Source organism: Nocardia sp. NPDC052316 (assembly GCF_044547795.1).
Classification (GTDB): Bacteria; Actinomycetota; Actinomycetes; order Mycobacteriales; family Mycobacteriaceae; genus Nocardia.
Genome location: NZ_JBIUBB010000004.1, coordinates 57,314 through 83,722, shown reverse-complemented (window position 1 = coordinate 83,722; position 26,409 = coordinate 57,314). Strand labels below are relative to the sequence as shown.

The 26,409-nt window shown below is 68.9% G+C and carries 24 protein-coding genes; 9 read left to right on the top strand and 15 right to left on the bottom strand.

Features of this window, described 5'->3' with window-relative positions; genetic code table 11:
• Positions 1-14 precede the first annotated feature (14 nt).
• Positions 15-1,382, top strand: a complete 1,368-nt coding sequence (locus ACIHA7_RS18655; RefSeq protein ID WP_397290994.1) for an aspartate aminotransferase family protein — start codon at positions 15-17, stop codon at positions 1,380-1,382.
• Between the two features lie 57 nt (positions 1,383-1,439).
• On the top strand, positions 1,440-1,880 hold the full coding sequence (locus tag ACIHA7_RS18650; protein ID WP_397290992.1) for a PPOX class F420-dependent oxidoreductase: 441 nt from the start codon (positions 1,440-1,442) through the stop codon (positions 1,878-1,880).
• A gap of 31 nt (positions 1,881-1,911) precedes the next feature.
• On the opposite strand, the gene ACIHA7_RS18645 is transcribed toward ACIHA7_RS18650, so the two are convergent.
• Together ACIHA7_RS18645 and cobA are read right to left on the bottom strand one after the other, a co-directional pair.
• Positions 1,912-3,360 carry an MFS transporter gene (locus tag ACIHA7_RS18645; protein WP_397293083.1) on the bottom strand — a complete coding sequence of 483 codons (1,449 nt, stop codon included), beginning with the start codon at positions 3,358-3,360 and terminating at the stop codon, positions 1,912-1,914.
• A gap of 59 nt (positions 3,361-3,419) precedes the next feature.
• Positions 3,420-4,625 (bottom strand): uroporphyrinogen-III C-methyltransferase, encoded by a 1,206-nt coding sequence (gene cobA / locus ACIHA7_RS18640; protein WP_397293082.1) that lies wholly within the window; start codon positions 4,623-4,625, stop codon positions 3,420-3,422.
• Positions 4,626-4,849: 224 nt separating this feature from the next.
• Here cobA and ACIHA7_RS18635 point away from each other — a divergent pair, with 224 nt between their 5' ends.
• Entirely contained in the window at positions 4,850-5,818 is a 969-nt protein-coding gene (locus ACIHA7_RS18635; protein WP_397290990.1) for a hypothetical protein, read from the top strand.
• Positions 5,819-5,907: 89 nt separating this feature from the next.
• A complete protein-coding gene (locus tag ACIHA7_RS18630; protein ID WP_397290988.1) occupies positions 5,908-7,293 on the top strand; it encodes a purine-cytosine permease family protein in 1,386 nt (461 codons plus the stop codon).
• A gap of 13 nt (positions 7,294-7,306) precedes the next feature.
• Here ACIHA7_RS18630 and ACIHA7_RS18625 read toward each other — a convergent pair whose 3' ends face one another.
• Entirely contained in the window at positions 7,307-8,833 is a 1,527-nt protein-coding gene (locus ACIHA7_RS18625; RefSeq protein ID WP_397290986.1) for a PucR family transcriptional regulator ligand-binding domain-containing protein, read from the bottom strand.
• Positions 8,834-8,944: 111 nt separating this feature from the next.
• Between ACIHA7_RS18625 and ACIHA7_RS18620 the strand changes: the two genes are divergently transcribed.
• Together ACIHA7_RS18620 and ACIHA7_RS18615 are read left to right on the top strand one after the other, a co-directional pair.
• Positions 8,945-9,391: a nucleoside deaminase gene (locus ACIHA7_RS18620; protein WP_397293081.1), complete on the top strand. Its 447-nt coding sequence runs from the start codon at positions 8,945-8,947 to the stop codon at positions 9,389-9,391.
• Positions 9,392-9,437: 46 nt separating this feature from the next.
• Positions 9,438-10,397, top strand: coding sequence for an isopenicillin N synthase family dioxygenase (locus tag ACIHA7_RS18615; protein ID WP_397290984.1), 960 nt, complete (start codon positions 9,438-9,440; stop codon positions 10,395-10,397).
• Positions 10,398-10,405: 8 nt separating this feature from the next.
• Here ACIHA7_RS18615 and ACIHA7_RS18610 read toward each other — a convergent pair whose 3' ends face one another.
• The gene (locus ACIHA7_RS18610; RefSeq protein ID WP_397290982.1) at positions 10,406-11,701 is read right to left on the bottom strand and encodes a DoxX family protein; all 1,296 of its coding nucleotides are present in this window, start codon (positions 11,699-11,701) and stop codon (positions 10,406-10,408) included.
• A 408-nt stretch (positions 11,702-12,109) separates the two neighbouring features.
• Here ACIHA7_RS18610 and ACIHA7_RS18605 point away from each other — a divergent pair, with 408 nt between their 5' ends.
• Both ACIHA7_RS18605 and ACIHA7_RS18600 read left to right on the top strand, forming a co-directional pair.
• A complete protein-coding gene (locus tag ACIHA7_RS18605) occupies positions 12,110-13,240 on the top strand; it encodes a phosphotransferase family protein (RefSeq protein ID WP_397290980.1) in 1,131 nt (376 codons plus the stop codon).
• A gap of 8 nt (positions 13,241-13,248) precedes the next feature.
• Positions 13,249-14,346, top strand: a complete 1,098-nt coding sequence (locus ACIHA7_RS18600; RefSeq protein ID WP_397290978.1) for a hypothetical protein — start codon at positions 13,249-13,251, stop codon at positions 14,344-14,346.
• Between the two features lies 1 nt (position 14,347).
• Here ACIHA7_RS18600 and ACIHA7_RS18595 read toward each other — a convergent pair whose 3' ends face one another.
• The 7 genes from ACIHA7_RS18595 to mqo form a co-directional block, all read right to left on the bottom strand.
• Entirely contained in the window at positions 14,348-14,740 is a 393-nt protein-coding gene (locus tag ACIHA7_RS18595; protein ID WP_397290976.1) for a VOC family protein, read from the bottom strand.
• A gap of 68 nt (positions 14,741-14,808) precedes the next feature.
• Positions 14,809-15,174: a cobalamin biosynthesis protein gene (locus tag ACIHA7_RS18590; protein ID WP_397290974.1), complete on the bottom strand. Its 366-nt coding sequence runs from the start codon at positions 15,172-15,174 to the stop codon at positions 14,809-14,811.
• Between the two features lie 263 nt (positions 15,175-15,437).
• Positions 15,438-16,946 carry a cobyrinate a,c-diamide synthase gene (locus ACIHA7_RS18585; RefSeq protein WP_397293080.1) on the bottom strand — a complete coding sequence of 503 codons (1,509 nt, stop codon included), beginning with the start codon at positions 16,944-16,946 and terminating at the stop codon, positions 15,438-15,440.
• A gap of 118 nt (positions 16,947-17,064) precedes the next feature.
• Positions 17,065-17,679: a cob(I)yrinic acid a,c-diamide adenosyltransferase gene (gene cobO / locus ACIHA7_RS18580; RefSeq protein ID WP_397290972.1), complete on the bottom strand. Its 615-nt coding sequence runs from the start codon at positions 17,677-17,679 to the stop codon at positions 17,065-17,067.
• A 32-nt stretch (positions 17,680-17,711) separates the two neighbouring features.
• Positions 17,712-19,826, bottom strand: a complete 2,115-nt coding sequence (locus ACIHA7_RS18575; RefSeq protein WP_397290970.1) for a VWA domain-containing protein — start codon at positions 19,824-19,826, stop codon at positions 17,712-17,714.
• Between the two features lie 146 nt (positions 19,827-19,972).
• Positions 19,973-20,422, bottom strand: a complete 450-nt coding sequence (locus ACIHA7_RS18570) for a GNAT family N-acetyltransferase (RefSeq protein ID WP_397290968.1) — start codon at positions 20,420-20,422, stop codon at positions 19,973-19,975.
• A gap of 18 nt (positions 20,423-20,440) precedes the next feature.
• Positions 20,441-21,970, bottom strand: a complete 1,530-nt coding sequence (gene mqo, locus ACIHA7_RS18565) for a malate dehydrogenase (quinone) (RefSeq protein ID WP_397290966.1) — start codon at positions 21,968-21,970, stop codon at positions 20,441-20,443.
• 198 nt (positions 21,971-22,168) lie between these two features.
• Here mqo and ACIHA7_RS18560 point away from each other — a divergent pair, with 198 nt between their 5' ends.
• Positions 22,169-23,239 carry an alpha/beta hydrolase gene (locus ACIHA7_RS18560; RefSeq protein WP_397290964.1) on the top strand — a complete coding sequence of 357 codons (1,071 nt, stop codon included), beginning with the start codon at positions 22,169-22,171 and terminating at the stop codon, positions 23,237-23,239.
• Here ACIHA7_RS18560 and ACIHA7_RS18555 read toward each other — a convergent pair.
• From ACIHA7_RS18555 to ACIHA7_RS18540, 4 genes are all read right to left on the bottom strand, one after another.
• On the bottom strand, positions 23,219-23,782 hold the full coding sequence (locus ACIHA7_RS18555) for an alpha/beta hydrolase (RefSeq protein ID WP_397290962.1): 564 nt from the start codon (positions 23,780-23,782) through the stop codon (positions 23,219-23,221). The genes ACIHA7_RS18560 and ACIHA7_RS18555 overlap by 21 nt on opposite strands.
• Positions 23,783-23,829: 47 nt before the next feature.
• Entirely contained in the window at positions 23,830-24,222 is a 393-nt protein-coding gene (locus ACIHA7_RS18550; protein WP_397290960.1) for a PIN domain-containing protein, read from the bottom strand.
• Positions 24,219-24,515 (bottom strand): AbrB/MazE/SpoVT family DNA-binding domain-containing protein, encoded by a 297-nt coding sequence (locus ACIHA7_RS18545; protein ID WP_397290958.1) that lies wholly within the window; start codon positions 24,513-24,515, stop codon positions 24,219-24,221. Before ACIHA7_RS18545 ends, ACIHA7_RS18550 begins: the two co-directional genes overlap by 4 nt.
• 95 nt (positions 24,516-24,610) lie before the next feature.
• Positions 24,611-26,167 (bottom strand): cobyric acid synthase, encoded by a 1,557-nt coding sequence (locus tag ACIHA7_RS18540; RefSeq protein WP_397290956.1) that lies wholly within the window; start codon positions 26,165-26,167, stop codon positions 24,611-24,613.
• Positions 26,168-26,409: the final 242 nt, after the last annotated feature.

Below are 26,409 nucleotides of genomic sequence, written 5' to 3'. Positions count from 1 at the left end.
AGGAGAACTCGCCGATGACCCTCCCGAACGGATTGACACCGGAGACCGCCCGTGCGGCGGCCGAACGCGCCTACGAGCTCGATCGCCGCCACGTCTTCCACTCCTGGTCCGCCCAGGCGCACCTCGACCCGATGACGATCAGCGCCGCCCAGGGCTGCTACGTCTGGGACGGCGAGGGTAACCGGCTGCTCGACTTCTCCTCCCAGATGGTGAACACCAACATCGGCCATCAACACCCGAGAGTCGTTGCGGCGGTGCAGGAGCAGGCGGCCAAGCTGTGCACCGTCGCACCGTCGCACGTCAACGACGCGCGCTCGGAGGCGGCCAGGCTGATCGCCGAGCGGACTCCCGGGGAACTGAACAAGATCTTCTTCACCAATGGCGGCGCGGAGGCCGTCGAGCACGCGGTGCGGATGGCCAGGCTGCACACCGGCCGCTACAAGGTGCTGACCCGCTACCGCTCGTACCACGGCGGTACGGAGACCGCGATCAATCTGACCGGTGACCCGCGGCGCTGGCCCAACGATCACGGGAACAGCGGGGTGGTGCACTTTTTCGGTCCGTTCCTGTACCGCACGCAGTTCCACGCCACGAACGAGACCGAGGAGGCCGAGCGCGCGCTGGCACATCTCGAACAGACCATCGTGTTCGAGGGACCGAGCACCATCGCCGCCGTCGTGCTCGAATCCATCCCCGGCACAGCGGGAATCATGGTTCCGCCGCCCGGGTACCTGGCCGGCGTCCGGGCACTGTGCGACAAGTACGGCATCGTCTTCATCGCCGACGAGGTGATGTCGGGGTTCGGCCGCACCGGAAAGTGGTTCGCGATAGAGCATTCCGAGGGCGTCGTCCCCGACCTGCTGACCTTCGCCAAGGGCGTGAACTCCGGGTACGTGCCGCTGGGCGGGGTGGCGATCAGCCCGGCCGTCGCCGCGACCTTCGACGACCGGCCCTATCCCGGCGGCCTCACCTACTCGGGTCATCCGCTGGCCACCGCCGCCGCGGTCGCCACGATCAACGCGATGGCCGACGAACACCTCGTCGAGAACGCCGCCGAGATCGGCGACCGGGTGCTCGGCCCCGGCCTGCGCGAGCTCGCCGAGCGCCACCCCAGCATCGGCGAGGTGCGCGGCACCGGGGTGTTCTGGGCGCTGGAACTCGTCCGCGACCGGGCCACCCGCGAGCCGCTCGCGCCCTACGGTGCGACGAGTCCGGCGATGACCGAGGTCGTCGCCGCGTGCCGGGCCGCCGGTCTGCTGATGTTCGTCAACTTCAACCGGCTGCACGTGGTGCCGCCGTGCATTGTCGCCGAGGCCGAGGCCAAGGAGGGCCTGGCCATCCTCGACCGTGCGCTGACCGTCGCCGACCAGCACACTTCCTGACGACGACGGCCGGGGCCCGCGCGGGCGGGTCCCAGTCGGCGCCGGGCCGGAATGTCTGTGGCGCACCGAGCGTTCCAGCTGTGCGTGACCGATACGGCTGAGCTTTCCGAAGATCTGAAGAAGCATCTGGACGAGTCGAAGGTGTTCGCGACCGTGGCGACGGTCGGGCCCAACGGGCAACCGCACCTGACCGTCATCTGGCTGAAGCGCGACGGCGACGACCTGCTGTTCTCCACCACCACCGATCGCCAGCAGGGCAAGAACCTGGCGCGCGACCCACGGGTCACCGTCATGATCAACCCGCCGGAGAATCCGTACGCCTACGCGGAGGTGCGCGGCACCGCGACGCTCACCCCGGATCCGGACAAGACGCTGCCGGACGAGCTGTCACTGAAGTACACCGGTCAGAAGTACCTGGACTTCAACCCGGCCTCGGTCAACGACGGCCCGCGCGTGATCGTCCGCGTGACGCCGCGCAAGGTCGTTGGCCGCCTCTGACCGCTGCGACGACACCACCGGCCCGGCAGGCTCACGCCTGCTGGGCCTCTTCCTGCGCATGCTGCGCCTGCGCGAGCTGCTGCGGCGTGAACCGCAGCGTCAGCGCGATGAGCCCGGCCACGAACGCGACGATCGCGCACACGAACAGCACCAGCGTGTAACCACTGCCCAGCGCGGCGACCTCGGTCGCGTTCATCTCGGTCACCTTGCCGGTGCGGCCACCGAGCGACAGCGTGCGCGAGGCCGCGATCGGGCTGAGCAGGCCGATGGCCACCGGCGTCGCCAGGTTCATGAACATCTGCCCGACCGCGGACAGCGGCCCGATGTTCTCGGCGGACACCCCGACCAGCACACACAGCGGCGCGAGCACCATCGCCATGCCGACGCCGAAGCCGATCACGATCAGCAGCGGCAGCAGGGTGGTCAGGTACTGCACGTCGCCGTCGAGCGTCGCGCCGAACAGCAGGCCGATCCCGAGCACCGTCGCCGCCCCGGCCAGCAGCCAGCGCGGCGCGACGAACATCGCCGCCTTGGAGGCCAGCGCACCGCCGATGCCGATGCCGATGGTGAACGGGATCGCCGCGACCCCCGCTTGCAGCGGGCTGTAGCCGATCACGTTCTGCAGGAATTGCGCGACGAAGAACGTCATCGCGCCGAGGACGCCACCGGCCAGGAAGATCAGCAGGAAGGTCGCCACCCGGTCGCGGCTGTCGAACAGCGACCACGGCAGCAGCGGGTCGGCGATCCGGCGCTCCATCAGCACGAAGACCACGAGCAGCACCGCGCCGCCGATCAGGGCGCCGATGATGGCCGGGTGATCCCAGCCCATTTCGGGCCCCTCGGTCGCGCCGAACACGATGGCGGCGCAGGCGAGCGTGCCGAGCACCGCGCCGCGCACGTCCAGCGGCGACCGATGATGGGCGGTGTCGGCGAGCTTGTACACCGCGCCGAGAATGATGAGCGCGCCGATCGGCACGTTGATCAGGAAGATCCAGCGCCACGACACCTGGGTCAGCGCACCGCCGACGACCAGGCCACCCACCGAGCCGATGCCGACCATCGAGCCGACGATCGCGATCGCCTGGTTACGCGCCTTGCCCGGCGCGAAAGTCGTTGCCACCAGCGCGAATGCGGTCGGCGCCGCGATCGCCGCGCCCGCGCCCTGGATCGCACGGGCGGCCAGCAGCATGCCCTCGTTCTGCGCCAATCCGCACAACAGCGAGGCGAAGGTGAACAGCCCGACGCCGATGATCAGCATCCGCTTGCGCCCGAACGCGTCGCCGAGCCGGCCGCCGAGCAGCATCAGCCCCGCGAAGGTGAGGCCGTAGGAGGTGACCGTCCACGCGCTGCCCGCGCTGGACAGGCCCATTTCTTCCTGCAGCCGGGGCAAAGCGAAGATCACCACGGTGCCGTCGAGCACCACCATGAGCTGCAGCCCGCTCAGCACGAGGATGGCGAGTCCGAAGGCCCGCTGCGTCATCGGATACTGCGTTTTCGCAGCGGGATTCTGGAGCACAGTGAGCCACTGTAATTGATGGTCTATCGGCTTCCGGTCGCGTCGTCCGCCGAGAATCCCGCCGTGGGGCCGATCACCACGATCGCGGGCGGGCGGATGCCCTCCTCGCGCACCCTGGCAGCGACGGTGCCGAGGTCCGCGCGCAGCACGCGCTGAGTGCGCATCGTGCCCTCCTGGATCACGGTCGCCGGGGTGGTCGCGGGGCGGCCGCCCGCGATGAGCACCGTGGCGAACTGCTCGATCCGTTCGACAGCCATCATCAGCACGAGGGTGCCGCGCAGCCTGGCCAGTGCGGGCCAGTCGACCAGCGAGTCCGGGTGGTCCGGAGCGACATGGCCGCTGACCACCACGAATTCGTGGGTGACCCCGCGATGCGTCACCGGGATACCGGCGGCCGCGGGGACCGAGATGGGGCTGGTGATGCCGGGGACGACGGTCACCGGGATGCCCGCGTCGACGCAGGCCTCTAGTTCTTCGAAGCCGCGACCGAAGACGTACGGGTCGCCGCCCTTGAGCCGGACCACGAACTTGCCCGCCTTGGCACCCTCGATCAGTGCGGCATTGATCGCCTCCTGGGCCATCGCGCGACCGTAGGGGATCTTGGCCGCGTCGATCACCTCGACGTCGGGGCCGAGTTCGGCAAGCAGTTCCGGCGGGGCGAGCCGGTCGGCGACCACCAGGTTCGCCCGGCCGAGCAGCCTGCGCCCGCGCACCGTGATCAGGTCCGGGTCGCCCGGCCCGCCGCCGACCAGCGCGACGCCGGGCGTGATCGGTGTCGAATCATCGGTCACCACACCGGATTGCAGCGCCTCGAGCAGCGCGTTGCGCACCGCGGCCGAGCGCCGGTGCTGGCCGCCGGCCAGCACGCCGAGGGTCATGCCGTCGTAGCGGGCGGTCGCCGGGGTGACCGCGGTGCCGAGGCGCGCGTTGTCGGCGCGCACGCAGAAGATCCGCCGCCGGGTGGCCTCTTCGACGACCGCGGCGTTGGTCGCCGGTTCGTCGGTGCAGGCGATCGCGTACCAGGCGCCGTCCAGGTCGCCGTCGGCGTAGGGCCGCAGCGTGACGGTGAGTTGCCCGGAGGTCGCCATGCCCTCGACCGCCGGGGTGACCTCGCGGCTGATCACGTGCACGTCCGCGCCGGAGGCGATCAGCAGGCCGAGCCTGCGCTGGGCCACCGTGCCGCCACCGACCACGACGACGCGGCGGCCGTCGAGATCGAGCCCGACCAGGTAGTTCGGATCGCCCTCATGGGGCGAGGCGGTCTCGGATACCGCCTGGTCGGCGGTGTGGTCTGACGTGTTCGGCACAGTTTTCGAGCCTACGGCCTGCGTCCGAAGTGACGGCAATCGACTCGGCCACCGCCGGTAACGGGCCGCGCGAGCGCGGGGCGACCAGCGGAAAACGGCCGAAACCGGGTCGGCCGCGCCTGCTGATCATTCCTATACTCGGCCGCATGAACCGCTGGAGTCGGGCCGTGCACGTGGTGGTGGCGTCGGTGGCGCTGACTTGGGTGCCTGCGGCCGGTGCGGCGCACGCCGATCCGGCGCCCTATGTGCCGACGCAGGGAGTCGAGTCGAAGTACTTCCAGCCGGGCCCCGCCGCGGTCACCGAGTGGGTCGGATTCGGTTGTTGCGACACCACCGGGGCGAAGTTCGATGTGTGGTATCCGACCGAGCTGGGGCCAGGTCGGCATCCGATTGTGTTGTGGGGCAACGGCACCAAGGCGGTGCCGAGTCAATATGCCTACCTGCTGCGGCATCTGGCGTCGTGGGGCTTTGTGGTGGTCGCCACCGAGAACCAGAACACCGGGTCCGGGGTCGACATCCGGAAGTCGTTGGAGTTCTTGCTGGCGCAGGCCGTAGATCCGGCGAGCGTGTTCTTCGGGAAGCTGGACTTGACCGCCGTCGGCGCGATGGGACATTCGCAGGGCGCCTCGGGAGTGCTGAACGCCCTGCGTGATGCGGGCGGGGCGATCAAGACCGCCGTGCCGATGGAGATTCCCGCGCAGCACTTCTGCTCCACACCGGAGACCTGCGCCGACACCCGCTCGCTGACAACGGGTTCGGTGTTCTTGGTGAACGGATCGTCCGACGCTCTCGTCTCCCCGTCACATCAGCTGGTGCCGTGGCAGGTCGAGGGGCTGCAGTCGAATCAGGCGTACTACGAGGCGACTCCGGCGCACCTGCCGAAGATGTGGGGCACGCTCGTCGGCCCGAATCACAACGACGTGCAGGGACAGCCGGACTGTGCTTCCGCGTCGGATCCGTGCACGGACGGGGTGTACGGCTACCTCGGCTACCCGACGGCCTGGCTGATGGCGCAGCTGCGCGCGGATGCCGCCGCCCACGCTGCCTTCCGCACGGGCGGCGGTGAGTTTTTCGCCCCCTCGCCGAATTGGCGCCATCAGGTCGGCACCGGCTGAGCCGGACGGGCGAACTGTCCACCCGGTGCTGCCGACTGACGTACGGATCGTCGGTTGCCGACCCGGCCGGCACCGACGAGTGTTCATGCATGGCTTTGACCGATGACCCGCCGCTGGCCTCCGGGTACGCCGACCGCGTCATCGCGGTCGAGCCGGGCGGCAACGAGTACATCCCCGACGACGCCCGGCACGGCAAGCCGCGTCAGCTGTTCTGGACCTGGATGTCGCCGAATCTGGAGTTCGCCACCATCTTCATCGGCGTGCTGTCGGTCACCGCGTTCGGCATGAATTTCTGGCAGGCAACGCTGGGCCTCGCCGTGGGTGTCGGGCTCGCCGCGGCGGCGCATTACGTGCTGTCGGGGCGTGGTCCCGCGCACGGCGTGCCGCAGATGGTGCTCGGTCGCTCGGCATTCGGGTATCGCGGCAACGCACTGCCCGCCGCGTTCATGTCGATCATGTGCGGGGTCGGCTGGTTCGCCACCAACAGTGTGAGCGGAGCGTGGGCGTTGAGCACGCTGACCGGCCTGCCGAAGCTCACGGCGCTGGCCATGATCGTGGTGGCGCAGACCGGATTCGCCGTGTTCGGCCACAACCTGGTGCACGCCTTCGAGCGGTTCGTGTTCCCGGTTCTCGCGGTGGTTTTCGTCGCGGTGACCATCGCGATCTTCAGCAAGGCCGAGCTCGGCGGGGGCGCGCCGTCGGGTGGGGTCGGCGGGATCGGCGGTTTCCTGCTGACGGTCGGTACCGCCTTCGGCTATGCGGGCGGTTGGAATCCGTACGCGGCGGACTACTCCCGCTACCTGCCCAAGGGCGTGTCGCGGGTCGCCACGGGCGGATACGCGGCGGCCGGGTTGTTCGTCTCGTGCCTGTGGCTGTCGGCGCTCGGGGCGGCCTCGGCGACCATTGTCGCTGCGGCGCAGGGCAGTCCGACGGACGTGTTCACCGCGCAGCTGCCCGACGTGCTGGCGAAGCTGACGCTGCTGGCCATCGCGCTCGGCGCGGTCGCGGCGAACGCGTTGAACGTGTATTCGGGCGCAATGGCGTTCGTGACGATCGGCGTCGAACTGCCGGTCCGTACCCAGCGCGCCGTGGTCTCGATCTGCTTCGGTGCCATCGGGTTCCTGGTCGCCTGGTGGGCGCTGCCCGACGCGGCCGCCAGCTACGAGGCGTTCTTGCTGATCGTCGCGTACTGGATCGGGCCGTGGCTCGGCGTGATGTTCGTCGATCAGTACCTGCGTCGTGGACGCGAGATCGATAACCTGCTCTACAACCGCGCGTACACCAATTGGCCTGGCTTGGCGGCATTTCTGTTCGGGCTGGCGCTCTCGGTGCTGCTGTTCTCGCATCAGGCGAAGTTCACCGGCTACCTCGTCCGGGAAGTCCCCGAGCTGGGTGACATCACTTTCTTCGTCGGCTTTCTGCTCTCCGCCACCGCCTATCTCCTCATGGCTCGGCGGCGCACCAGTCCCGCCTGAAGGCTGGATGCGCTCAGGTGAGCCGGTGGGCACAGAGAGCGAGCAGCAGGGTGCCGGTGAGGGCGGGGGCCGCCGGGTCGTAGCCGAGCAGGTCGCGGATGCGTTCCAGTCGCTGATACAGGGATTGGCGGCCGATGTGCAGGGCGGTGGCGCAGCGGGTGGCGCTGCCGCCGTGGCGCAGATAGACCTCCAGGGTGCGAGCCAAGTTGCTGTGATGCGTTGTGTCCCAGTCGATCAGCGGAGCGATCGTAGTGGTGATCAAACGGCTTCGCTGCGCCGCGGGCAGCGATTCGACGGCGAGCTCGGTAGCCAGTTCGCGACAGGTGGCGATGGGGCTGCCCGCCAGCCGGTCACGCCGATGACGGGTCGCCAAGCGCAGCGCGGACCGGGCGGCCGCCAACGACCCGTTGAGTGCGGCGGAGGTGAACTCGCAGGGATCACCGACCACCAACGTCACACCCTCGACAGCGTTCGTCGCGAAGGCGTTGCGCAGCAACCGAACCACCGCGTCGACCGGATCGGCGGTCGCGGGGTCCATGGCGAACACCCCGTAGCTGGTGGCATGCACCTCGGCCGCCAGCGCGGGTCTGCCGAGTTCTTTTGCCGCGGTGTCGATCAGTCGCGTCGCGATGCGGGTCTCGGGTGCGTCGGCCGCCACCGGTACCAGCGTCCTACCCGCCAACGCGGGCACCCCCGCCGCCGCGGCCCGTACCTTCAGATCGGCCTGACGAATCGTCTTACCGTCCAGCAAATCCGCGAGCAACGTGGCCGCGGCGAGCTGCGGACGCCCGGTGGGACTGCCCGAATTCGCCAGTGCGAGGCCGAGACTCGGCGCGGATTGGTCGAGAACCGTGGCGAGGGTGGCACGGTCGAGTACCGAGCCTGGGCCTGCGGTGAGCGTTCCCCAAGTGTTCTCCCTGGCCCGGATAGTCGCGGTAGCCGCCGCGGACTCGACTGCCGCCCAAGCCGATCGGTCGTCATCGACGCCGTGCGCGGCGATCAACGCACCGCTGCCGCTCGTCACGATCAGCGCGCAACCGGTCACCTCCCCGATCCGGCCGAGCAGCTGCGCGAGGCCATTGCCCGCGGCCAACTCGCCGACCAGGTCCCGGCCCAGCTCGTTGAGCAGCCGCAATGAACGCACCTCCCGCGACACGATCTCGGTATTGGCGGCGCGGCACAGGTCGATGAACGGCACCACGGCGCGCAACGCGATCAACGGCAGGCTGTGGCGCGAGGCCTCGGCCACCATGTCCGGCGGCACGGCATCGAAGGTCCGGCCGAGCTCGACGGCCACCCCGGCTACCCCACGCCCGGCGATCTCACCCAGATAGTGGCGCCGCGTGCCCGCATCAACCCCGGCCAGACCGAGCCCGGTGGTGAGCAGCAGCTCTCCCCCGGACAGCAGTGGGCTGATCTCGTAGATCTCGCTCGAATGCACCCAGCGCACCGTCCGCCCGAGGGCACTGTGACCTGCCAAAACGTGGGGTTCAGCGGCAGCGAACTGGTCGTCGAGCAATTCGCGGACGGTGGGCAACATGTGGTCATCCTGTCATCCGTGCCCACGACATGGGCGGACGAACTGTACGTTGCGGTCCGAGGCCTTCCCTTGGAGGCTTGACCCATGACGCAGGCGACACCGGCACGACAACTGCTCGAGGTGGCATACGACGAGGCGCAGCGCGGGCTCGCCGAGGGCGGCATCCCGATCGGCGCGGCACTGTTCGCGGCCGACGGCACGCTGCTCGGCCGCGGCCACAATCGCCGGGTCCAGTCCGGCGATCCGAGCATCCACGCCGAGACCGACGCCTTCCGCGCCGCGGGCCGCCGCCGCGACTACGGGTCGACGATCATGGTGACCACCCTGTCGCCGTGCTGGTATTGCAGCGGACTGGTCCGCCAGTTCGGCATCGGCGCGGTGATCATCGGCGAATCCCAGACCTTCCACGGCGGCCACGACTGGCTGGCCGAGAACGGCGTGACCGTGACCGTGCTCGAGGACGAGCGGTGCGTCCAGATGATGACCGACTTCATCGTCGACCATCCGGCCCTCTGGCACGAAGACATCGGCGTCGCAACGGAAGTCGAGGCACCATGAGCCTCGGGCGCAGGGCTGCACGGCACTCCAGCAGAAGTGAGACGACATGAACGCGATCGCATCGATCGACCTGTCCCGCTGGCGCGCCGGCGGTCCGGCGGCGGCCGAGATCGAGCACGAGGTGGACGAGGGCCTGCGGCGCGCCGGGTTTCTGCTGGTCTACGGCCACGGCGTGCCCGAGGGGTTGGCCGGTGACGTGCGCGCCGCCGCCCGGCGGTTCTTCGCACTGCCGGAGGCGGTGAAGGAGAGGTACGCCGTCACCGTCGGCGGGCGTGGCTGGATCGGTCCGGGCAAGGAGGCCAACGGTTATGCCGAGGGCACCCGAACGCCGCCGGATCTGAAGGAGACCTTCGCCGTGGGTGCCGACACCCCGACCGGCGACCGAGCCGTCGACGACGTCTGGTTCCTGCCCAATGTCTGGCCCGACGAAGTGCGCGAGTTGCGCGAGTTGGTGACCGCGTACACCGCTGCCGTACGCACGCTGTCCGACGAACTGCTCGCCCTGTTCGCGGCGGCACTTCACCTGCCCGCCAACCCATTTCAGAACCTGGCCGGCCGCCCGACCTGGACCTGCAACATCAACCACTACCCGCCGTTGACCGCGGTCGGCGCACCCGAGCCCGGTCAGTTCCGGATCGGCCCGCACACCGACTTCGGCACCGTCACCGTGCTGGACCGGGAGCCCGGCGCGGGCGGACTCCAGGTGTACACCGAGGCGGAAGGCTGGGCCGACGCACCGTACGATCCCGCTGCCCTGACGGTGAACATCGGTGACCTGCTTGCCTATTGGAGCGGCGAACGCTGGCCGTCCGGCCGCCACCGGGTGCTGCCGCCGCAGGCCACAGCGCCCGAGGAAGACCTGGTGTCGCTGATCTACTTCTACGAACTCGACCACGACGCCGTCGTCACCCCGCTGGCACCACCGATCGGACGGGTCGGCGGCCTGCCGCCCGTCGTCTCCGCGGAGTTCCTGCGCGTGCGCCTCGACGCCATCACGATCGGCTGAGCGGCCGGTCAGAAAGCGGGATAGTCCTGGACCCATTTGAACCCGGTGCTGCGCAACCGGAATGAGTCGAGGTCCACCTGCTCGAGCGACAACGTCACCGGATGGCCGTCGAGCATGCCGTCCAGTCGCAGCCGATCCGGCGCCTCCTGAGTGAAGGTGAAGGAGGCGAGCTGAGTCGGCGCGGCCTCCGCCCGCACCCCGGGATTCGCGCCGGGCGACGCCGAGAGGGTGAGGGTGTGCGCTGCGCTGTCCACCGCGCCGACAACGGGGACCAGGCTTTCGTCCATCTTCTGATACGCCATTCCGGTGACGTCGACAACTAGCCGCTGCCAACGGTTCTGCTCCGTCGTCAGCGGCGGGACGACCTGACCGTCCCTGCTGAACTCCGACACCGTCCAGATCCCGTACAGCTCGGGCTTCGGGGAGCCACCGCCCCCCTCGTTCCAGAACCGCACACCCTCCTGGATACCGCCGGCCAGCACCCACAGACCGAGCACGACCTGCAGGCCGACCGCGAACCACCGAACGCGTCGCGACCGGAACGGCTCCGGTTGCCGGGCGGGCTCCGACCACCGCTGCAGCACAAGGACATTCGCCAATCGGCGGGCCTGCGGCGCCAGCAACACCAGCGAGATCAGCAAAAGGTGACCCGACAGGATCTTCACCGGCACATCGAAGCTCATGTTCAGGATGAACACCTGAAGCATGCTCACCAGGCTCACCAGCGCCCCCAGTGTCGCGGTTCTCGGCACGAAGAGCAGCAGCCCGCCGAGCACCTCCGCGGCACCGAGCAGAATTTCGTACGGCTGCGAACTGCCGACCTGGAACCAGAGCACCGACATCGGCGTGAAATCGCCGTACCGGGAGATCAGCGCCGCCAATGGCGGCTCCGGCATCTGGGTAGGAATCACCTTTGCCATTCCGTACCACAGCATCTGCCCACCGAGGCACAACCGCATGGCGAGCAGGAACCAGGCGTTGAGCCGGTGGTAGTTCGGACGGCGTCGGTCCAGCACGCTCCACACCGCGGCGGTGCCGAGGGCGACGACCAGGATGCAGAACAGGAAGACCCAGATAATGGCCTGGTCACCGCTGCCCGAATCCAGGCGTAGCTCGACCTCGGCACCGAAGACATGGCGGCCGACCCACTCCCAGATCGGACTCAACGGATGGATGAACCCGAGGATCGCCAGCTCGGGAAGCTTGTCTTTGAGCAGCCCGCTGTACACGAACAGGAACTGCGGAAATATCAGGCAGAACAGGGTGAAATAGCCGAAGCAGAAGCGGAAAACAAAGCGGGTCAACGGATTCCATCTCGAATCCTGGGCCTGCACTTCCGCCGCTTCCCTCGTATCCGCCCCGTCTGCGTGCTCCGCACCGACAGCATTCACAACGAACCCCTCACTCCGAACCCTCTGCGTGAGCGAACGGTATCGAGGTACTCAGGGTGCGGACATCCAGGAAATCCCTGGTCTTCCCCTCGGTAATCAGTCGTACGTGCCAGCCACACCGAGCCGGTCGGGCCAGCCCGACCGCAGGGCGATCCGCGCATGTCAAGGCCCGGTTCCAGCCAGTGAGCGGGTTCGGTGGCCTGGCTCGTTTCCGCCCCACCGGCCGACTGGAACGCGTTACTGTCGCCTATCGCGGCGGACCGCCGCCGAGGTGGGCTGTGCCGAGGCACGCCCGCGCGTCATGGCGTCAGGAGGACAACGATGGCCGAAGATCCGGATCCCGCCGAGCGGCAGCAGCTCACCGTGAGCGAGCGCGATCTCGACGTGCTCGCCGGGGACCTGGCGCGCTGGCTGGATTCGAAGGTCAGCGCCGATCACCCGCCGAAGGTCGCCAACCTGTCGCGGCCGCAGTCGGGTGGAATGTCGAGCACCACCATTCTTTTCGACGCGGAATGGAGCGTGGACGGACGCCACGAGAGCGGGTCGTTCGTCGCCAGGATGGCGCCGGAGACCGGGTCGTTCCCGGTGTTCGAGACCTACGATCTGGCCACCCAATACCAGGTAATGGCCGGTGTCGCCGAGGCCACCGACGTGCCGGTGCCCGCGCTGTGCTGGCTGGAGGAAGACGAGACTCCGCTCGGCACACCGTTTTTCGTGATGAAACGGGTCGACGGCCGAGTGCCGACCGACAATCCGCCGTACGTGTTCGTCGGCTGGCTTTTCGACGCCACCCCCGAGGAGCGCGCGCAGCTCACCGCGAACACCGTCGCGGTGATCGCGAAGGTGCACGCCATCGCGGATCCGGCCCAGCGATTCCCGGCCCTGCGCGGGCCCGGCCAGTCGCTACGCAGGCATGTCGAAGCCCAGAAGGCTTGGTACCGCTGGGCTTTGGCCGATGACGGCTTCGAGATTCCGCTGCTGGAGCGAGCTTTCGCGTGGCTCGACGAGCACTGGCCCGCCGACCCGGGACCCGACGTCCTCAGCTGGGGTGACGCCCGGCCCGGCAACATCATCTACCGCGGCTTCGAGCCCGCGGCGGTGTTGGACTGGGAGATGGCCGCGTTGGGTCCCCGCGAACTCGATGTCGCCTGGGTGATCTTCATCCACCGGTTCTTCCAGGACATCGCCACCCGATTCGATCAGCCCGGCCTGCCGGACTTCCTGCGCCGCGCCGATGTCGTCGCGAAATACGAAGAGCTGACCGGGCATACGGTGCGCGACCTGGACTGGTACCTGGTCTACGCCGCGCTGCGGCACGGCATCGTGATGGCCAGGGTCAAGCGCAGGATGATCCATTTCGGCGAGGACACCGACACCCCGGACCGCGACGACTACGTGATGCACCGAGCGAGCCTGGAGCGGCTGCTCGACGGAACCTACGAGTGGGATTGAGGGCAGCCATGCCAGTTCCTTTGGACGAGTACCCGATTCATCAGACCGGACTGTCACTGGCCAGGGTCGCCAGTAGCGACCGGAACTTCTACGACCGCAGCTATTTCAACGGTCACGACCGCGACGGCGGCACCTTCTTCATCACCGGGTTCGGCGTGTACCCGAACCTCGGGGTGACCGACGCCTACGCCGCCGTCCGGCGCGGCGATATCCAGCGGACTGTCCGCTTCTCCGACGCGCTCGGCGATCGCAGCCTGGAACAGCGCGTCGGTGGCTACCGCATCGAGGTGCTCGAGCCGCTGCACCGGATCCGGGTGATCTGCGAGCACGACGACCTGTCCTTCGACCTCACTTGGGAGGGCGCCTTCCCCACCGTGCAGGAGCAGCCGCACCTGATCCTGTCGGGCAACCGGCCGATCATCGACGCGACCCGCTTCGCGCAGGTGGGCTCGTGGGCGGGGACGCTGCACGTCGACGGGGACGACATCACCGTCGACCCGGCGGTGTGGACCGGCACCAGGGACCGGTCCTGGGGCATCCGGCCGGTCGGCGAGAGCGAGCCCGCGGGCCGGGCGGCCGCCGAGCCGTCCGGCGGCTTCTGGTGGATGTATGTGCCGCTGCGGTTCGACGATTTCGCGGTCGTGATCATCGTGCAGCAGGAGCCCGACGGGACGCGCACGTTGAACGATGCCGTGCGGATCTGGCCGGACGGGCGCACCGAACAGCTCGGCTGGCCGCGCATCTCCATCGATTACCGTTCCGGCACAAGGCTTCCCGTCGGCGCGCTGCTCGAGATGAGCACGCCGGACGGCAAGCCGTTGGAGATCGAGGTGACCACCGGCACCCATGTGCCGCTGCACGTGGGTTGCGGCTACGGTGGCGATCCCGACTGGCAGCACGGGCAGTGGAAAGGCCGGGACTGGTCGTTGTCCAGTCGGTACGACCTCACCGACCCGGCCATCGTCGCCCGCGCGCCGTACGGCGTCATCGACCATGTGGCCCATGCTCGGTGCGGCGACGCCGAGGGGTGGGGGTTGTTCGAACACGCCACCTTCGGCCGCCACGATCCCAGCGGTTTCGCCGACTGGGGCGCGGTGGCTCCGTAGGTCAGAACGCGGGTCGCGCCAGGTCAGGGCGCTTGAGGTAGTCGGTCAAACCGATCACGTTGCCCCACGGATCGGCCACCTCCACGCTCCACCCGGTCGCGACTTCGAAGGGCGCGGTGAGCATGTCGACTCCGCGTCCTTCGAGTTCCGCCGCGGCGGCCCGCGCGTCCGGCACCTCCAGCCAGATGCGGATGGCGGGCGGCGACCCGTGCCCCGCGGCGGGATCCACCATCGCCATGATCCCCGGCGTCTCCGCCGCGACCCCGAACAACGCGATCCCCCGCTCCGGCACCGTGAACCGCACCGAAAGCCCGAGCCCGTTCGCGTAGAACTCCAGCGCCGCAGCCAGATTCCCTACCGGAACCAGCACATTGTCGATCCCTCGGATATCCACCCCGCCATGAAACCACGCGGGAGGCACAAGGTCATCCGGTTCGCTCACCCCAGTCGCGTGCCGGACGATCAGCCCGGAGCACGTTGCGCCACAGCGATAGTCAACCCGGCGACGATGCGTTTAGTGATCACCAGCGTGCCGTGCCCAGCCGCAAGGATGGCGGCCGCCTCGGCAACACTGCCCGTACCGACGGCAGCAGCCGTGCGCGAGTCCGGGTTCGGCACAGCAACGTCGGCCAGCTCGGCAGCGGCGTACCCCTGAATCGGCACTCCGAGCTCGGCAGCCGCGTCACGCAGACCCGGCTCATCCATCCGGCGATCGATGGTCGCCAAACAACTGATCTCGTTGTCGCCCAGCGTCTTCCGCACCGCCTCGACTATCGAGTCAGCGGGCGTACCGGACCGCAGACCGAGCCCAACGGCGAGCTCAACCACCTGACACCCGCACCATGGCGAACAATCGCCCGGAGGCAGGCCTGCCGGGCGCGGCACAACCCAGTCCAGTGAGCACCTGCCCAGCGGGCATCCAAGAGCCGACCCCGGCGGGCACAACAGCATCAGCGAGCCCGGCGCACTCGGCGGAGCACACTCCAACGGGCACAGCGCAGCCATGTCGAGCGCCCGCAGCACAGCCGAGTCCGGTGGGCACAGCGCAACCGCGATGCGCACTGCTGCCCCATCTCGGCACACGCCGCCGCTCAGCGGCCCGCACGAGCACCTGCGTACTCGGCGGCTGCGGTGACGAAACTGCTGGTAGCTCCAGGGTTTCCGGCTGGGTGAGTGTGCAGGTAGGAGGCGTGGACCTGGTGGACGAGCGCCCCTTCCCTGACGCGGGCGCCGTCGCTGCCGTGCCAGCCCCAGGCCGGGGTGTCCGAGCCTGCCGCGATCAGGCGGGTCCGGTGGAATTCGTGGCCGCGGACGCGTTCCCCGGCGCGCCACAGCGGCGAATCCACCAGCGCGACCGCGTCGCGGTAGCCGAGGGTCAGGCGCGGGCCGAACTCGGCGTCGGCGTCGATGACTCCGGCCATCGGGTGTCCGTCGAGGGAGCGGGTCAGGTAGAGCAAGCCCGCGCATTCCGCGTGTACGGGCATGCCGCGCTTGGCCTGCGCCGCCACCGCGGTCAGCAGCGGGGTGTTGGCCGCCAGCGCTGCCGCGTGCTCCTCCGGGAATCCGCCGGGCAACACCAAACCGGCTGTGCTGCTCGGTAGTTCGTCGCGCAGCGGGTCGAACACCACCACCCGTGCCCCGGCGGCCAGCAGCAGTTCGCGGTGTTCGGCATAGCCGAAGGTGAAGGCAGGACCGCCTGCCATCGCGATCAACGGACCGGACCCCGCTGCGACGACAGCGCCATCGTGCGCCGACCGGCCTGGTCCGCGTGATACGCCAGGCCCCACAGCGGCGACGGCTCCATCGTGCGCCGGCCGGTTCGAAGCAGGTAAGACGTCGGCGGCCACTGCAGCTGAGGCTGTCGCCGGATCCCAGGCCGGACCAGCCGCGGTCGAATGGGCCAGCGCGGCGATGGCGTGCAGATCCACATGTGCGGCAACCAAATCCGTCATCGCCGATACCGCGGCGGTGGCGGCCGCACCATGCTCGACCGCGGGGATCAGGCCGAGATGCCGGGACGGCACCTCCAACTCGGTCATCCGCGGGAGCGAGCCGAGCACCGGCAGCCCGACCCGATCGCAGGCCGCACGCAGCACCTCGTCATGCCGTGCGCTGCCGACACGGTTGAGAATCACCCCACCGAGCCGAATACCGCTGTCGAACGTCGCGAAGCCGTGCAGCAATGCGGCCAGACTCTGGCTGTGCCCCCTGGCGTCCACCACCAGCACGACCGGCGCGCCGAGCAACCCGGCGACCTGCGCGGTGGATCCCTCGGCGACCGGTCCGGCGTGATTCGCGTCGATGCGGCCGTCGAACAGTCCCATCACGCCCTCGACCACCGCGAGATCGCACTCCCGTGCACCGTGCCGATACAGCGGCACCACCCGTTCCGCGCCGACGAGCACCGGATCCAGATTGCGCCCCGGCCGCCCCGCCGCCAGCCCGTGGTACCCGGGATCGATGTAATCCGGCCCCACCTTGAAGGGCGCCACCCGATGACCGACCCGCCGCAGCGCACCGATCAAACCCGTTGCCACCGTGGTCTTCCCACTCCCCGACGCGGGCGCGGCGATCACCACCGCGGGCACACCCCCACTCATCGGCACCACCGCCGCACGGCCACGCGAGCCGACGAGCAGCAGCCGCACCACCGCTCGGGATCCGCACCCGCTCCGGAGGCCCAGAGGGCGTGCGAGTCCCGAGAATCGGTGCGGGAGATCACCATTCGATGCCGCGCTGGCCTTTGCGGCCCGCGTCCATGGGGTGCTTGAGCTTGGTCATCTCGGTGACGAGGTCGGCGGCGTCGATGAGCGCCTGAGGAGCATCGCGACCGGTGATCACCACGTGCTGGTTGCCGGGGCGGTTGGTGAGGGTGTCGACGACCTCATCGATGTCGACCCAGCCCCATTTGAGCGGGTAGGTGAATTCATCGAGAACGTAGAAGCGGTGCTGTTCGGCCTTCAGACGGCGGGCGATCTCCTGCCAGCCTGCGAGCGCGGCGGCGGCGTGGTCCTCGTCGCTGCCCTGCTTGCGCGTCCAGGACCAGCCTTCACCCATCTTGTGCCACTCGACCGCGCCACCGGCACCGGTCTCGTCGTGCAGCGTGCCGAGGGTGCGAAAAGCGGCCTCCTCCCCCACCTTCCACTTGGCGCTCTTCACGAACTGGAACACCGCGACGTCGAAACCCTGGTTCCAGGCCCGCAGCGCCATCCCGAAGGCGGCCGTCGACTTTCCCTTGCCCGGCCCCGTATGCACCGCGAGCACCGGCTGATTCCGCCGCTGCCGTGTGGTGAGCCCGTCGTCGGGCACGGTCTCCGGAACACCCTTGGGCATGCACTCTCCTTGCTAGTTCGATCCCCTGCGGCTCAAGCGGCGCGGGCACCAGGGCGTCCGGACCCCGCACGCACCACGTCGGCGACCGAATCCCCGGTCAGCTCAGCCAGTCTCAGATATCCGCCACGCAGTTCCCGCGCCAGCTCGGCGGCCAGGCCGAGCCGGATCATGCCGCGCTCGCAGTCGACCACGATCGAGGTGACCGCGTCGTTCGCCAACAGCGCGGCGGCGGCGCGGGCGCGCGGCACCGGATCGACGCCACCGGTGGCGCGACCGTCGGTGAGCAGCACCAGCATCGGGCGCCTGCGCGGGTCACGGACACGTTCCCGCCGCACGATCTCGCGAGCCTTCAGCAGTCCCGCGGCGAGCGGAGTTTTACCGCCGGTGCGCATGCCGGACAGGCGGCGCACCGCGATATCGACCGAAGACGTCGGCGGCAGTACCAGTTCGGCGTCCTGCCCGCGCACGGTGATCACGGCGACCTTGTCCCGGCGCTGGTAGGCGTCGCGCAACAGCGCGACCACGGCACCGGTGACGGCGGAGAGCCGATCCCTGGCCGCCATCGAGCCGGACGCGTCGACCACGAACACGACCAGATTGCCTTCGCGCCCTTCGCGATACGCGCCACGCAGGTCCTCGGCGACCAGCTGCAGCGGACCGTCGCCGCGGCCACGCGAGCGCTGATGCGGCGCGGCGGCGAAGATGGTGCCGAGCAGGTGCAGCCCGGTGCCGGTATCGGTGCTGGGCCGCACGACGCGGCCGTGGCGGGACTCGGCCCTGGAGCGGCGACCGGGAGCACCTTCGCCGATGCCGGGCACCTCCCAGCGCGGCGGCGTCGCGGCGGCGGAAACCGGTGCGCCACTTCGGCCTTCACGGGCGCCGGGCCGCTGCCCACCGCCGGGGCCGTCGGGATCGTCGGGATCGTCACCGCTCGGGTTCGGCTCGTCCGTCCGTGACCGCGGATCGCCAGGGTTCGGCTCGTCGTCTCTGCGCGACTCAGGATCGTCGCCGCGCTGGTTCTGCTGGTCGTCGGCTCGGTCGTTGTCTGCCGACTGGTTCGCGTCCGAGTCCTGCGCCTGCCTGTGGTTCGACGGGTCCGCATCGTTCGCGTCCTCGGGTGCCCGACTCTCATCGAATTCCGCTGCGTCCCCGTCGGACCGAGCCGAGCGATCCACTTCCGCAGCGGCATCGCGCATCGCGTCGTCGAGCTGATCCTCGCTGATGCCCGGCTCGTCGAACGGATCGCGCCGACGCCGGTGCGGCAGCGCGAGTTCCGCGGCGACCCGCACATCGTCCTCGGTGACCGCGTCCGCGCCGCGCCAGGCGGCGTGCGCCGTCGCGGTCCGGGCGACCACCAGGTCGGCCCGCATGCCGTCGACGTCGAATGCGGCGCACAGCGCGGCGATTCGGCGCAGCTCGCCATCGTCGAGCCGCACCTGGGCGACCCGGTCCCGCGCGCCGAGGATGCGCTCGGCCACCGCCCGGTCGGCGGCGGCGTAGCTCTCGGCGAACCCGGCCGGATCGGCCTCGTAGTCCAGTCTCCGCCGCACCACCGCCATCCGCACGTCCACGTTGCGCGAAGCCGCCACATCGACGGTGAGCCCGAACCGGTCGAGCAGCTGCGGGCGCAGCTCGCCCTCTTCCGGATTCATGGTGCCGACGAGCACGAAGCGCGCCGGATGCGAATGCGAGACACCGTCGCGTTCGATGTGCACCCGGCCCATCGCGGCGGCGTCGAGCAGGACGTCGACCAGATGGTCGTGCAGCAGGTTGACCTCGTCGACGTAGAGCACGCCGTGATGCGCGGCGGCCAGCAGTCCGGGCCGGAACGCCTGCTCGCCGTCGCGCAGCACCCGCTCCAGGTCCAGCGAGCCGACCACGCGGTCCTCGGTGGCGCCGACGGGCAGCTCCACCAGCCGCGCGGGCCGTGCACCGGTCTCGTCCACCACCGGGGGCAGCAGTTGCGCCAGCGCGCGCACCACGGTCGACTTCGCGGTGCCCTTCTCGCCGCGCACCAGCACGCCGCCGATGCCGGGGTGCACCGCACACAGGATCAGCGCCAGTTGCAGCTGCTCCTGGCCGACCACGGCGGAGAACGGAAAACCCGCCTCACCCTCGGTGCCCGGACGCGTCCGCGATCCGGTCAACGAGTGAGGCGACACAGTTTCGGCATGGGACAAGGACACGCCCCAACTCTATGCGCGCGACGCGCACCCGCCGACGCGGCCCTACGCATACCGAACCGCCCTCGTCGCGGCGGGCGACGAGGGCGGCGGGCAGGCCGGCGGGGCGCTCACCCCTTGCGCATCGGAATGTGCAGTACCCCGTCCTCGTCGAACTCCTCGCCGTCGGGCTTGAACCCGTGCTTGGCGTACATGTCGACGAGATAGGACTGCGCGTTCAACCGCACGGTCGCCTCGCCGGCCTCGGCGAGCGCGGCCTGCAGCAGGCGCGTGGTGTAGCCGTGGCCGCGAGCCGGGACGACGGTGCACAGACGCCCGATGCGGAAGGACTTCACGCCGTCGTGGTGCTCCTCGAGCAGCCGCAAGGTGGCGATCACCTCGCCCTCGTCATCGAGCCAGAAGTGCCGGGTCTCCGGCAGCAGATCCAGCCCGTCCAACTCGGGGTACGCGCATTTCTGCTCGACGACAAAGACTTCGACGCGAAGTTTCAACAGCTGATAGAGGGTGGCGGTGTCGAGATCCAACGCCCATGACCGTTTGAGAACAACCGTTGACATCATCGCCTGTTGCTATCACACCTAGCGGCTGGCCGCGACCCCCGCATGCCTCGGCGTGTTATCTGTGCCACTCGTCAGGTTCAGGGTCTTGGACGTCCAGTCCCATACTTCGTGGAACAACGCCTGGTCCTCGGACAGTTTGACGCCCAGTGAGGGAATCATCTCCTTGAGCTTCGGCGTCCACTGCGCGTACTCGGTGGGGAAGCAGCGCTGCATGACGTCGAGCATCGCGGTGACGCCGGTCGACGCGCCCGGGGAAGCGCCGAGCAGACCGGCGATGGTGCCGTCGGCCGCGGCGACCACGGCGGTGCCGAACTCGAGCACGCCGCCCGCGCCCTTGCGCCGGATCACCTGCACGCGCTGGCCCGCGGTGATCAGCTCCCAGTCCCGGCCGTCGGCGCGCGGGATGAACTCCGAGAGCGTGTCGACCTTGCCCGCCTGCGACTTGAGCAGCTCACTGACCAGGTACTTGGTCAGGCCGAGCTCGGTGACGCCGACGCCGAGCAGCGAGAACAGGTTGTTCGGCTTCACCGACTTGAACAGGTCGGTGAGCTTGCCGTCCTTGAGGAACTTCGGCGTCCAGCCCGCGTACGGGCCGAACAGCAGGCCAGGCGTGCCCTTGATGACGCGAGTGTCCAAGTGCGGCACCGACATCGGCGGCGCGCCGACGGCGGCCTTGCCATACACCTTGGCCTCGTGCTGCTGGATGAGCTCGGGGTTGGTGCAGCGGAAGAACTGCCCGCTGACCGGGAAGCCACCGAAGCCGTCGATCTCCTTGATGCCGGACTTCTGCAGCAGCGGCAGCGCGCCGCCGCCCGCGCCGACGAAGACGAATTTGCTGATGAGCGTGCGGGTTTCGCGGGTGCGCAGGTTGCGCACCTTGACCAGCCATGACCCGTCGGACTGCTTGGACAGGTCGCGCACCTCGTGGCCGAAGGCCAGGTCCGCGCCGCTGGCGCCGAGGTAGGCGAGCAGCTCCTGGGTGAGCGCGCCGAAGTCGATGTCGGTGCCGCCGTCGGTCCAGTTCAGCGCGACCGGGTCGGAGAAGTCGCGGCCGCGCGCCATCAGCGGCAGCCTGCGCGCGAACTCGTCCGGGCTGTCGATGTACTCCATGCCCTCGAACAACGGATGCCGCGACAGCGCCTCGTAGCGCTTGCGCAGGTAGTCGACGTTGTCCGCGCCGTGCACGAAGCTCACGTGCGGGATCGGGTTGATGAACCGGGACGGGTCGCCGAGGATGTTGTTCTCCACGGCGTAGGACCAGAACTGGCGCGACACCTGGAACCGCTCGTTGATGTCGATGGCCTTGGTGATGTCCACCGAGCCGTCGGCGTTCTGCGGGCTGTAGTTCAGTTCGCACAGGGCCGAGTGGCCGGTGCCCGCGTTGTTCCACGGGTCGCTGCTCTCCGCCGCCGCGGCGTCGAGCCGCTCGAACAGGGAGATCGACCAGTCGGGCTGCAGTTGGCGCAGCAGCGCACCGAGAGTGGCACTCATGATGCCGGCGCCGATGAGTACAACATCGGTCTTTTCAGTCATGGCAGCGTTCGGCACGGCTAGATCGACTTCCTTGTCCTTCTCGCGGGCCCACCGGGCGGGTGGACCTGCCTGGGCACGGTGCTTGCGGTTCTTGCCTCGGTCCGTGAACCATGGCGGGAGCTAGGTTACCCGCCGTTCACCTAGCTTCAATTGTGCACCTCACCACGTCGATCCCCCGCGCCGAAACCGCGGAATGTGACTTAGATTGTGTATGTGACAAAGGAAACTTCACTTGCCGCTACGAAAACCGACACCAAGCACGGTGCGCAGTGGAAAGCCGATGTCCTAGGCGAGAAGTACCAGCAGCGCACGCTTTCTTTCGGGCCTGATCCCGACGGTGAAGGCGAGGCAGTGGCCACGCTGGTCCGCTATCTACCCGGCGACGATGTCGAACCGACCGCCGGCGCCGTGCTGTATGTGCACGGCTTTACCGACTACTTCTTTCAAGAGCATCTCGCGGAACATTTCGCGACGCTCGGATACCACTTCTACGCGCTGGACCTTCGTAAGTGCGGGCGATCACTGCGCGACGGGCAGACGCCGCATTATGTGACCGATCTCGCACTGTATGACGACGAGTTGAACGAGGCATTGCGAATCGTGCGGGAGGAGACCGGCGCTCCGGTCGTGCTGAACGCGCACTCGACCGGCGGCTTGATCTTGCCGCTGTGGCTGGATCGGCTCAATCGGACGCGCGGGACGGCCGCGGCCGGGGTCTCCGGTCTGGTGCTCAACAGCCCGTGGTTCGATCTGCAGGGACCCTCGTACTACCGGACCGTCGGGACGCCGATCATCAAGGCGCTCGGCCGTTTTCGGAAGATGTTCGAGCTTCCGGGCGGCAAGATCAGCACCTACGGTGACAGCCTGCATCACAGCGTCGCGGGCGAGTGGGATTACAACCTGGACTGGAAACCGTTGCACGGCTTCCCCGTTCGGTTCGGCTGGCTGCGCGCCATCCGCAACGGGCACGCGCAACTGCACGCCGGACTCGACATCGGGGTGCCGTCGCTGATCCTGCGCTCCCGGATGACGAAGTTCGCCCGCCGGTACGGCCCGGCGGTCGACGTGGCCGATGCGGTGTTGGACGTCAAGCAGATTCAGCGTTGGTCGGGCTGCCTCGGTGACCGCACCAACATCGTGCCGATCGACGGCGCCAAGCACGACGTGTTCCTGTCCGCCGCCGAACCGCTCGCCCATGCCTTCGCCGAACTCGACAGCTGGCTGGAGTGGCTGGCCGTGTACCAGGCCAAGTCCGGCAACGGCTCACCAGGTGCTGGTGCGTAGCACGATCTCGGTGGCCAATTCCTGGTCGGCCTCGGTCGCCACATCGGTGACGTCGACGTCGACCACGCGGAACTCGCCGTAGACGAAACGCCCCGAGGCGTCGGCGACCGAGCGCGGCAGGTTCTTGGTGACCAGCACCGTGGTCGGCAACTCCACCGGACGGACCGTGGCGTCGGCGACGGAGCCGTCCGGCCCCGGAGCCGCCGGATGGCCGCGATCGGCCACCACGAGGCTGATGAAGCGGCCGAATCCGGCCGCGCACGCCCGCCACGCCAGGTCGGCGCCCGCGCCACGGGCGGCGACGTTGGCCCAAGGCACGCCGATCTGATCCAGAATCGCGGTGACGCCCGCGGCATCGAGGCCCTCGATCGACTCCAGCACCACCGTGCGCAGATCCGAATTGTGCAGTCGGGCACACACCTGGTCGTAGACGTCCGCCGGGTCACCGAGGTCGGGCAGCAGCAGCACGCTGTGCCGAGATTCCGGGCCGTCTACCCGCACGGTCCAGGTCCCGTCACCGACCGTGATCTGCCGAGATTTCATGCCGAATGACGCTACACGGGTCAGCTGAACGAAGCCCTATCTTCGCGTCAGGCCAGTAGCCGCATACCCGCGCGTTCCCCGGCGTCGTGGTCGAAGGTGACGGTGAGATCGCAGCCCGCCTCCTGGCCGAGTTGCCGGATCAGCGCGTCGGCGAAGTCCGCGCCTTCGGCGGCCTGCCGCAGCGCCTGGCGCACCGTATCGGCGCGCTCGACGACGATCTCGGTCGAGTCGAGCAGGCCGAGCAGCACGTCGGTCACCGCCTCGGGATCCTGTTTGTAGCCACGGCGCAGTACCCAGTGGATCTCGGCGAGCACGATCATCGTCACATAACCAGGGCGGCTCTCGCTGAGGCCGTCGATCACCTGATTGGCGCGCGCGGACTGCTCCGGATCGTCCTGGGTGAGGTAGCGGATCAGCACATTGGCGTCCAGACCGATCATTTCTGCTTGCCTTCCACGACATTGCCGGTGATCGCCTCGTTCATCTCCGCGAGGCCGATGGGCGAGCCGGACCAGCCGACTATCCCCTTGAGCGACTTGATGGTTCGGGTCTCGGGCACCAGTTCGTAGGTGCCGTTGGCGGTGGGAACGAAGGCGACCCGGACGCCCGCGCGCAAACCCATGGCGACTCTGACGTCGATCGGGATGGTGATCTGCCCCTTGCTGGTCACCGTTGCGGACACGACGTTTCCCGCCTTACCGGTGGACTTCTTGTCTGCTGCCACGTCACTCACCGACCCGTGCTTCTCCCGCGCCCATCGACCCGCGCCTTACCCGGAGCCGAATTCCTTACTGAAAGGTAAGGGGCGATGTTCGTCACGTCAACAGTTCAGCTACCCAGGGTCGCGGCGCTGGGGAGCAACTGGGTTGCCAGCGTCGGTAGATCGGCGGGCGCACCGTCGCTGAGCAGGCGGTCGAGTTGATCCAGATCGAGGTGTTGCTCGATCAAATCGGCGAGCAGATCGAGTTGCGCCGAGCGCACGGCGGCCACGGAAACATCGTCGGCGACAACGAAACCGGCGCGTCCGGCCGCCGTTGCCACCGAACGCAGCCAGGCGCGGCGGAAGTCGTCCGATTCCAGCAGGCCGTGCAGATGGGTGCCCCAGAGCGCACCGCGCACACTGCCTTCCGCACTTCCGTCGAGGTCGAGCCAGGCCGGGTCGCCGCTGGCGGCCACCCGGCCGTGGTGAATCTCATAGCCGTGCACCGGGATTCCCGCGGTGTCGGCGGTAGCCCCGTGGCCGGTGCTGTGGCGCAGCACCTTCGGATCGGCGAACTCGATCGACAGGTCCAACAGGCCCAAGCCGTCGACCTGCCCCCGGCCCGACTCCACCGGATCGATGATGTGCTTGCCCAGCATCTGATAGCCGCCGCAGATGCCCAGGATCGGGCCGCCCGCCGCCGCGCGTGCGCGTAGGGCCTCGGCGATTCCGGTGCGCCGCAACCACTCCAGGTCCGACACGGTGGCCTTGCTGCCGGGCAGCACCACCAGGTCGGCCCCGGCCAGCCGGGACGGTTCGCTCGCCCAGCGCACGGAAACCCCCGGCTCGCAGGCCAAGGCCTCGATATCGGTGGAGTTGGAGATGCGCGGTAGGCGGATGGCGGCGACGGTCAGCCACTCGGCACCGACCGGCGGGCGTGGCCGGCCGACCGGTGCGTCCGCGACGGTGCCGAGCGAGTCCTCGGCATCGATCCACAGGTCCTCGACGTACGGGAGCACGCCGAGCGTGGGGCGGCCGGTCAGCTCGGCCAACCGGTCCAGGCCGGGGCGCAGCAGCTCGACGTCGCCGCGGAACTTGTTGATCACGAAACCGGAGATCAGTTGCTGGTCTTCGGGTTCCAAGATGGCGACGGTGCCGAACAGGTGCGCCAGCACGCCGCCGCGATCGATGTCCCCGACCAGCAGCACCGGCAGCCGGGCGGGCCGGGCGAGCCCCATGTTCGCCAGATCCGTTGCCCGCAAATTGATCTCGGCGGGCGATCCGGCGCCCTCACAGATCACCACGTCGAATTCGGCGCGCAGCGAAGCGAGTTCGGCGGCGACCACCTCGCGCAGCTCCTGCCGGTGCCGGAAGTAGTCTCGCGCGCCGACCGTGCCGACCGCCTTACCCCGCACCACCAGCTGCGAGCGCCGATCGCTGCCGGGCTTGAGCAGTACCGGGTTGAACCGCACACTCGGCGCGAGCCCGCACGCCTGCGCCTGCAACGCCTGCGCCCGCCCGATCTCGCCGCCGTCGAGGGTGACCACGGAGTTGTTGGACATGTTCTGCGCCTTGAACGGCGCGACCCGCACGCCGCGCCGCGCCAGCATCCGGCAGATGCCCGCCACCACAACGCTTTTGCCCGCGTCCGAGGTGGTCCCCGCGACGAGCAGGGCACCGTTCACGGCAGGGTGCGGATTTCCGCGCCGGTATCGGGACTGTGCTTACCCTTCCTCACGGGAGGGTGAGGATTTCTGCGCCGGTGTCGGTGACGACCAGACGGCGCAAGCCTCGAACCGGGCTGTGTCCCATCCTTCCTCACGGCAGGGTAAGGATTTCTGCGCCGGTGTCGGTGACGACCAGACGGCGCAAGCCTCGAACCGGGCTGTGTCCCATCCTTCCTCACGGCAGGGTAAGGATTTCTGCG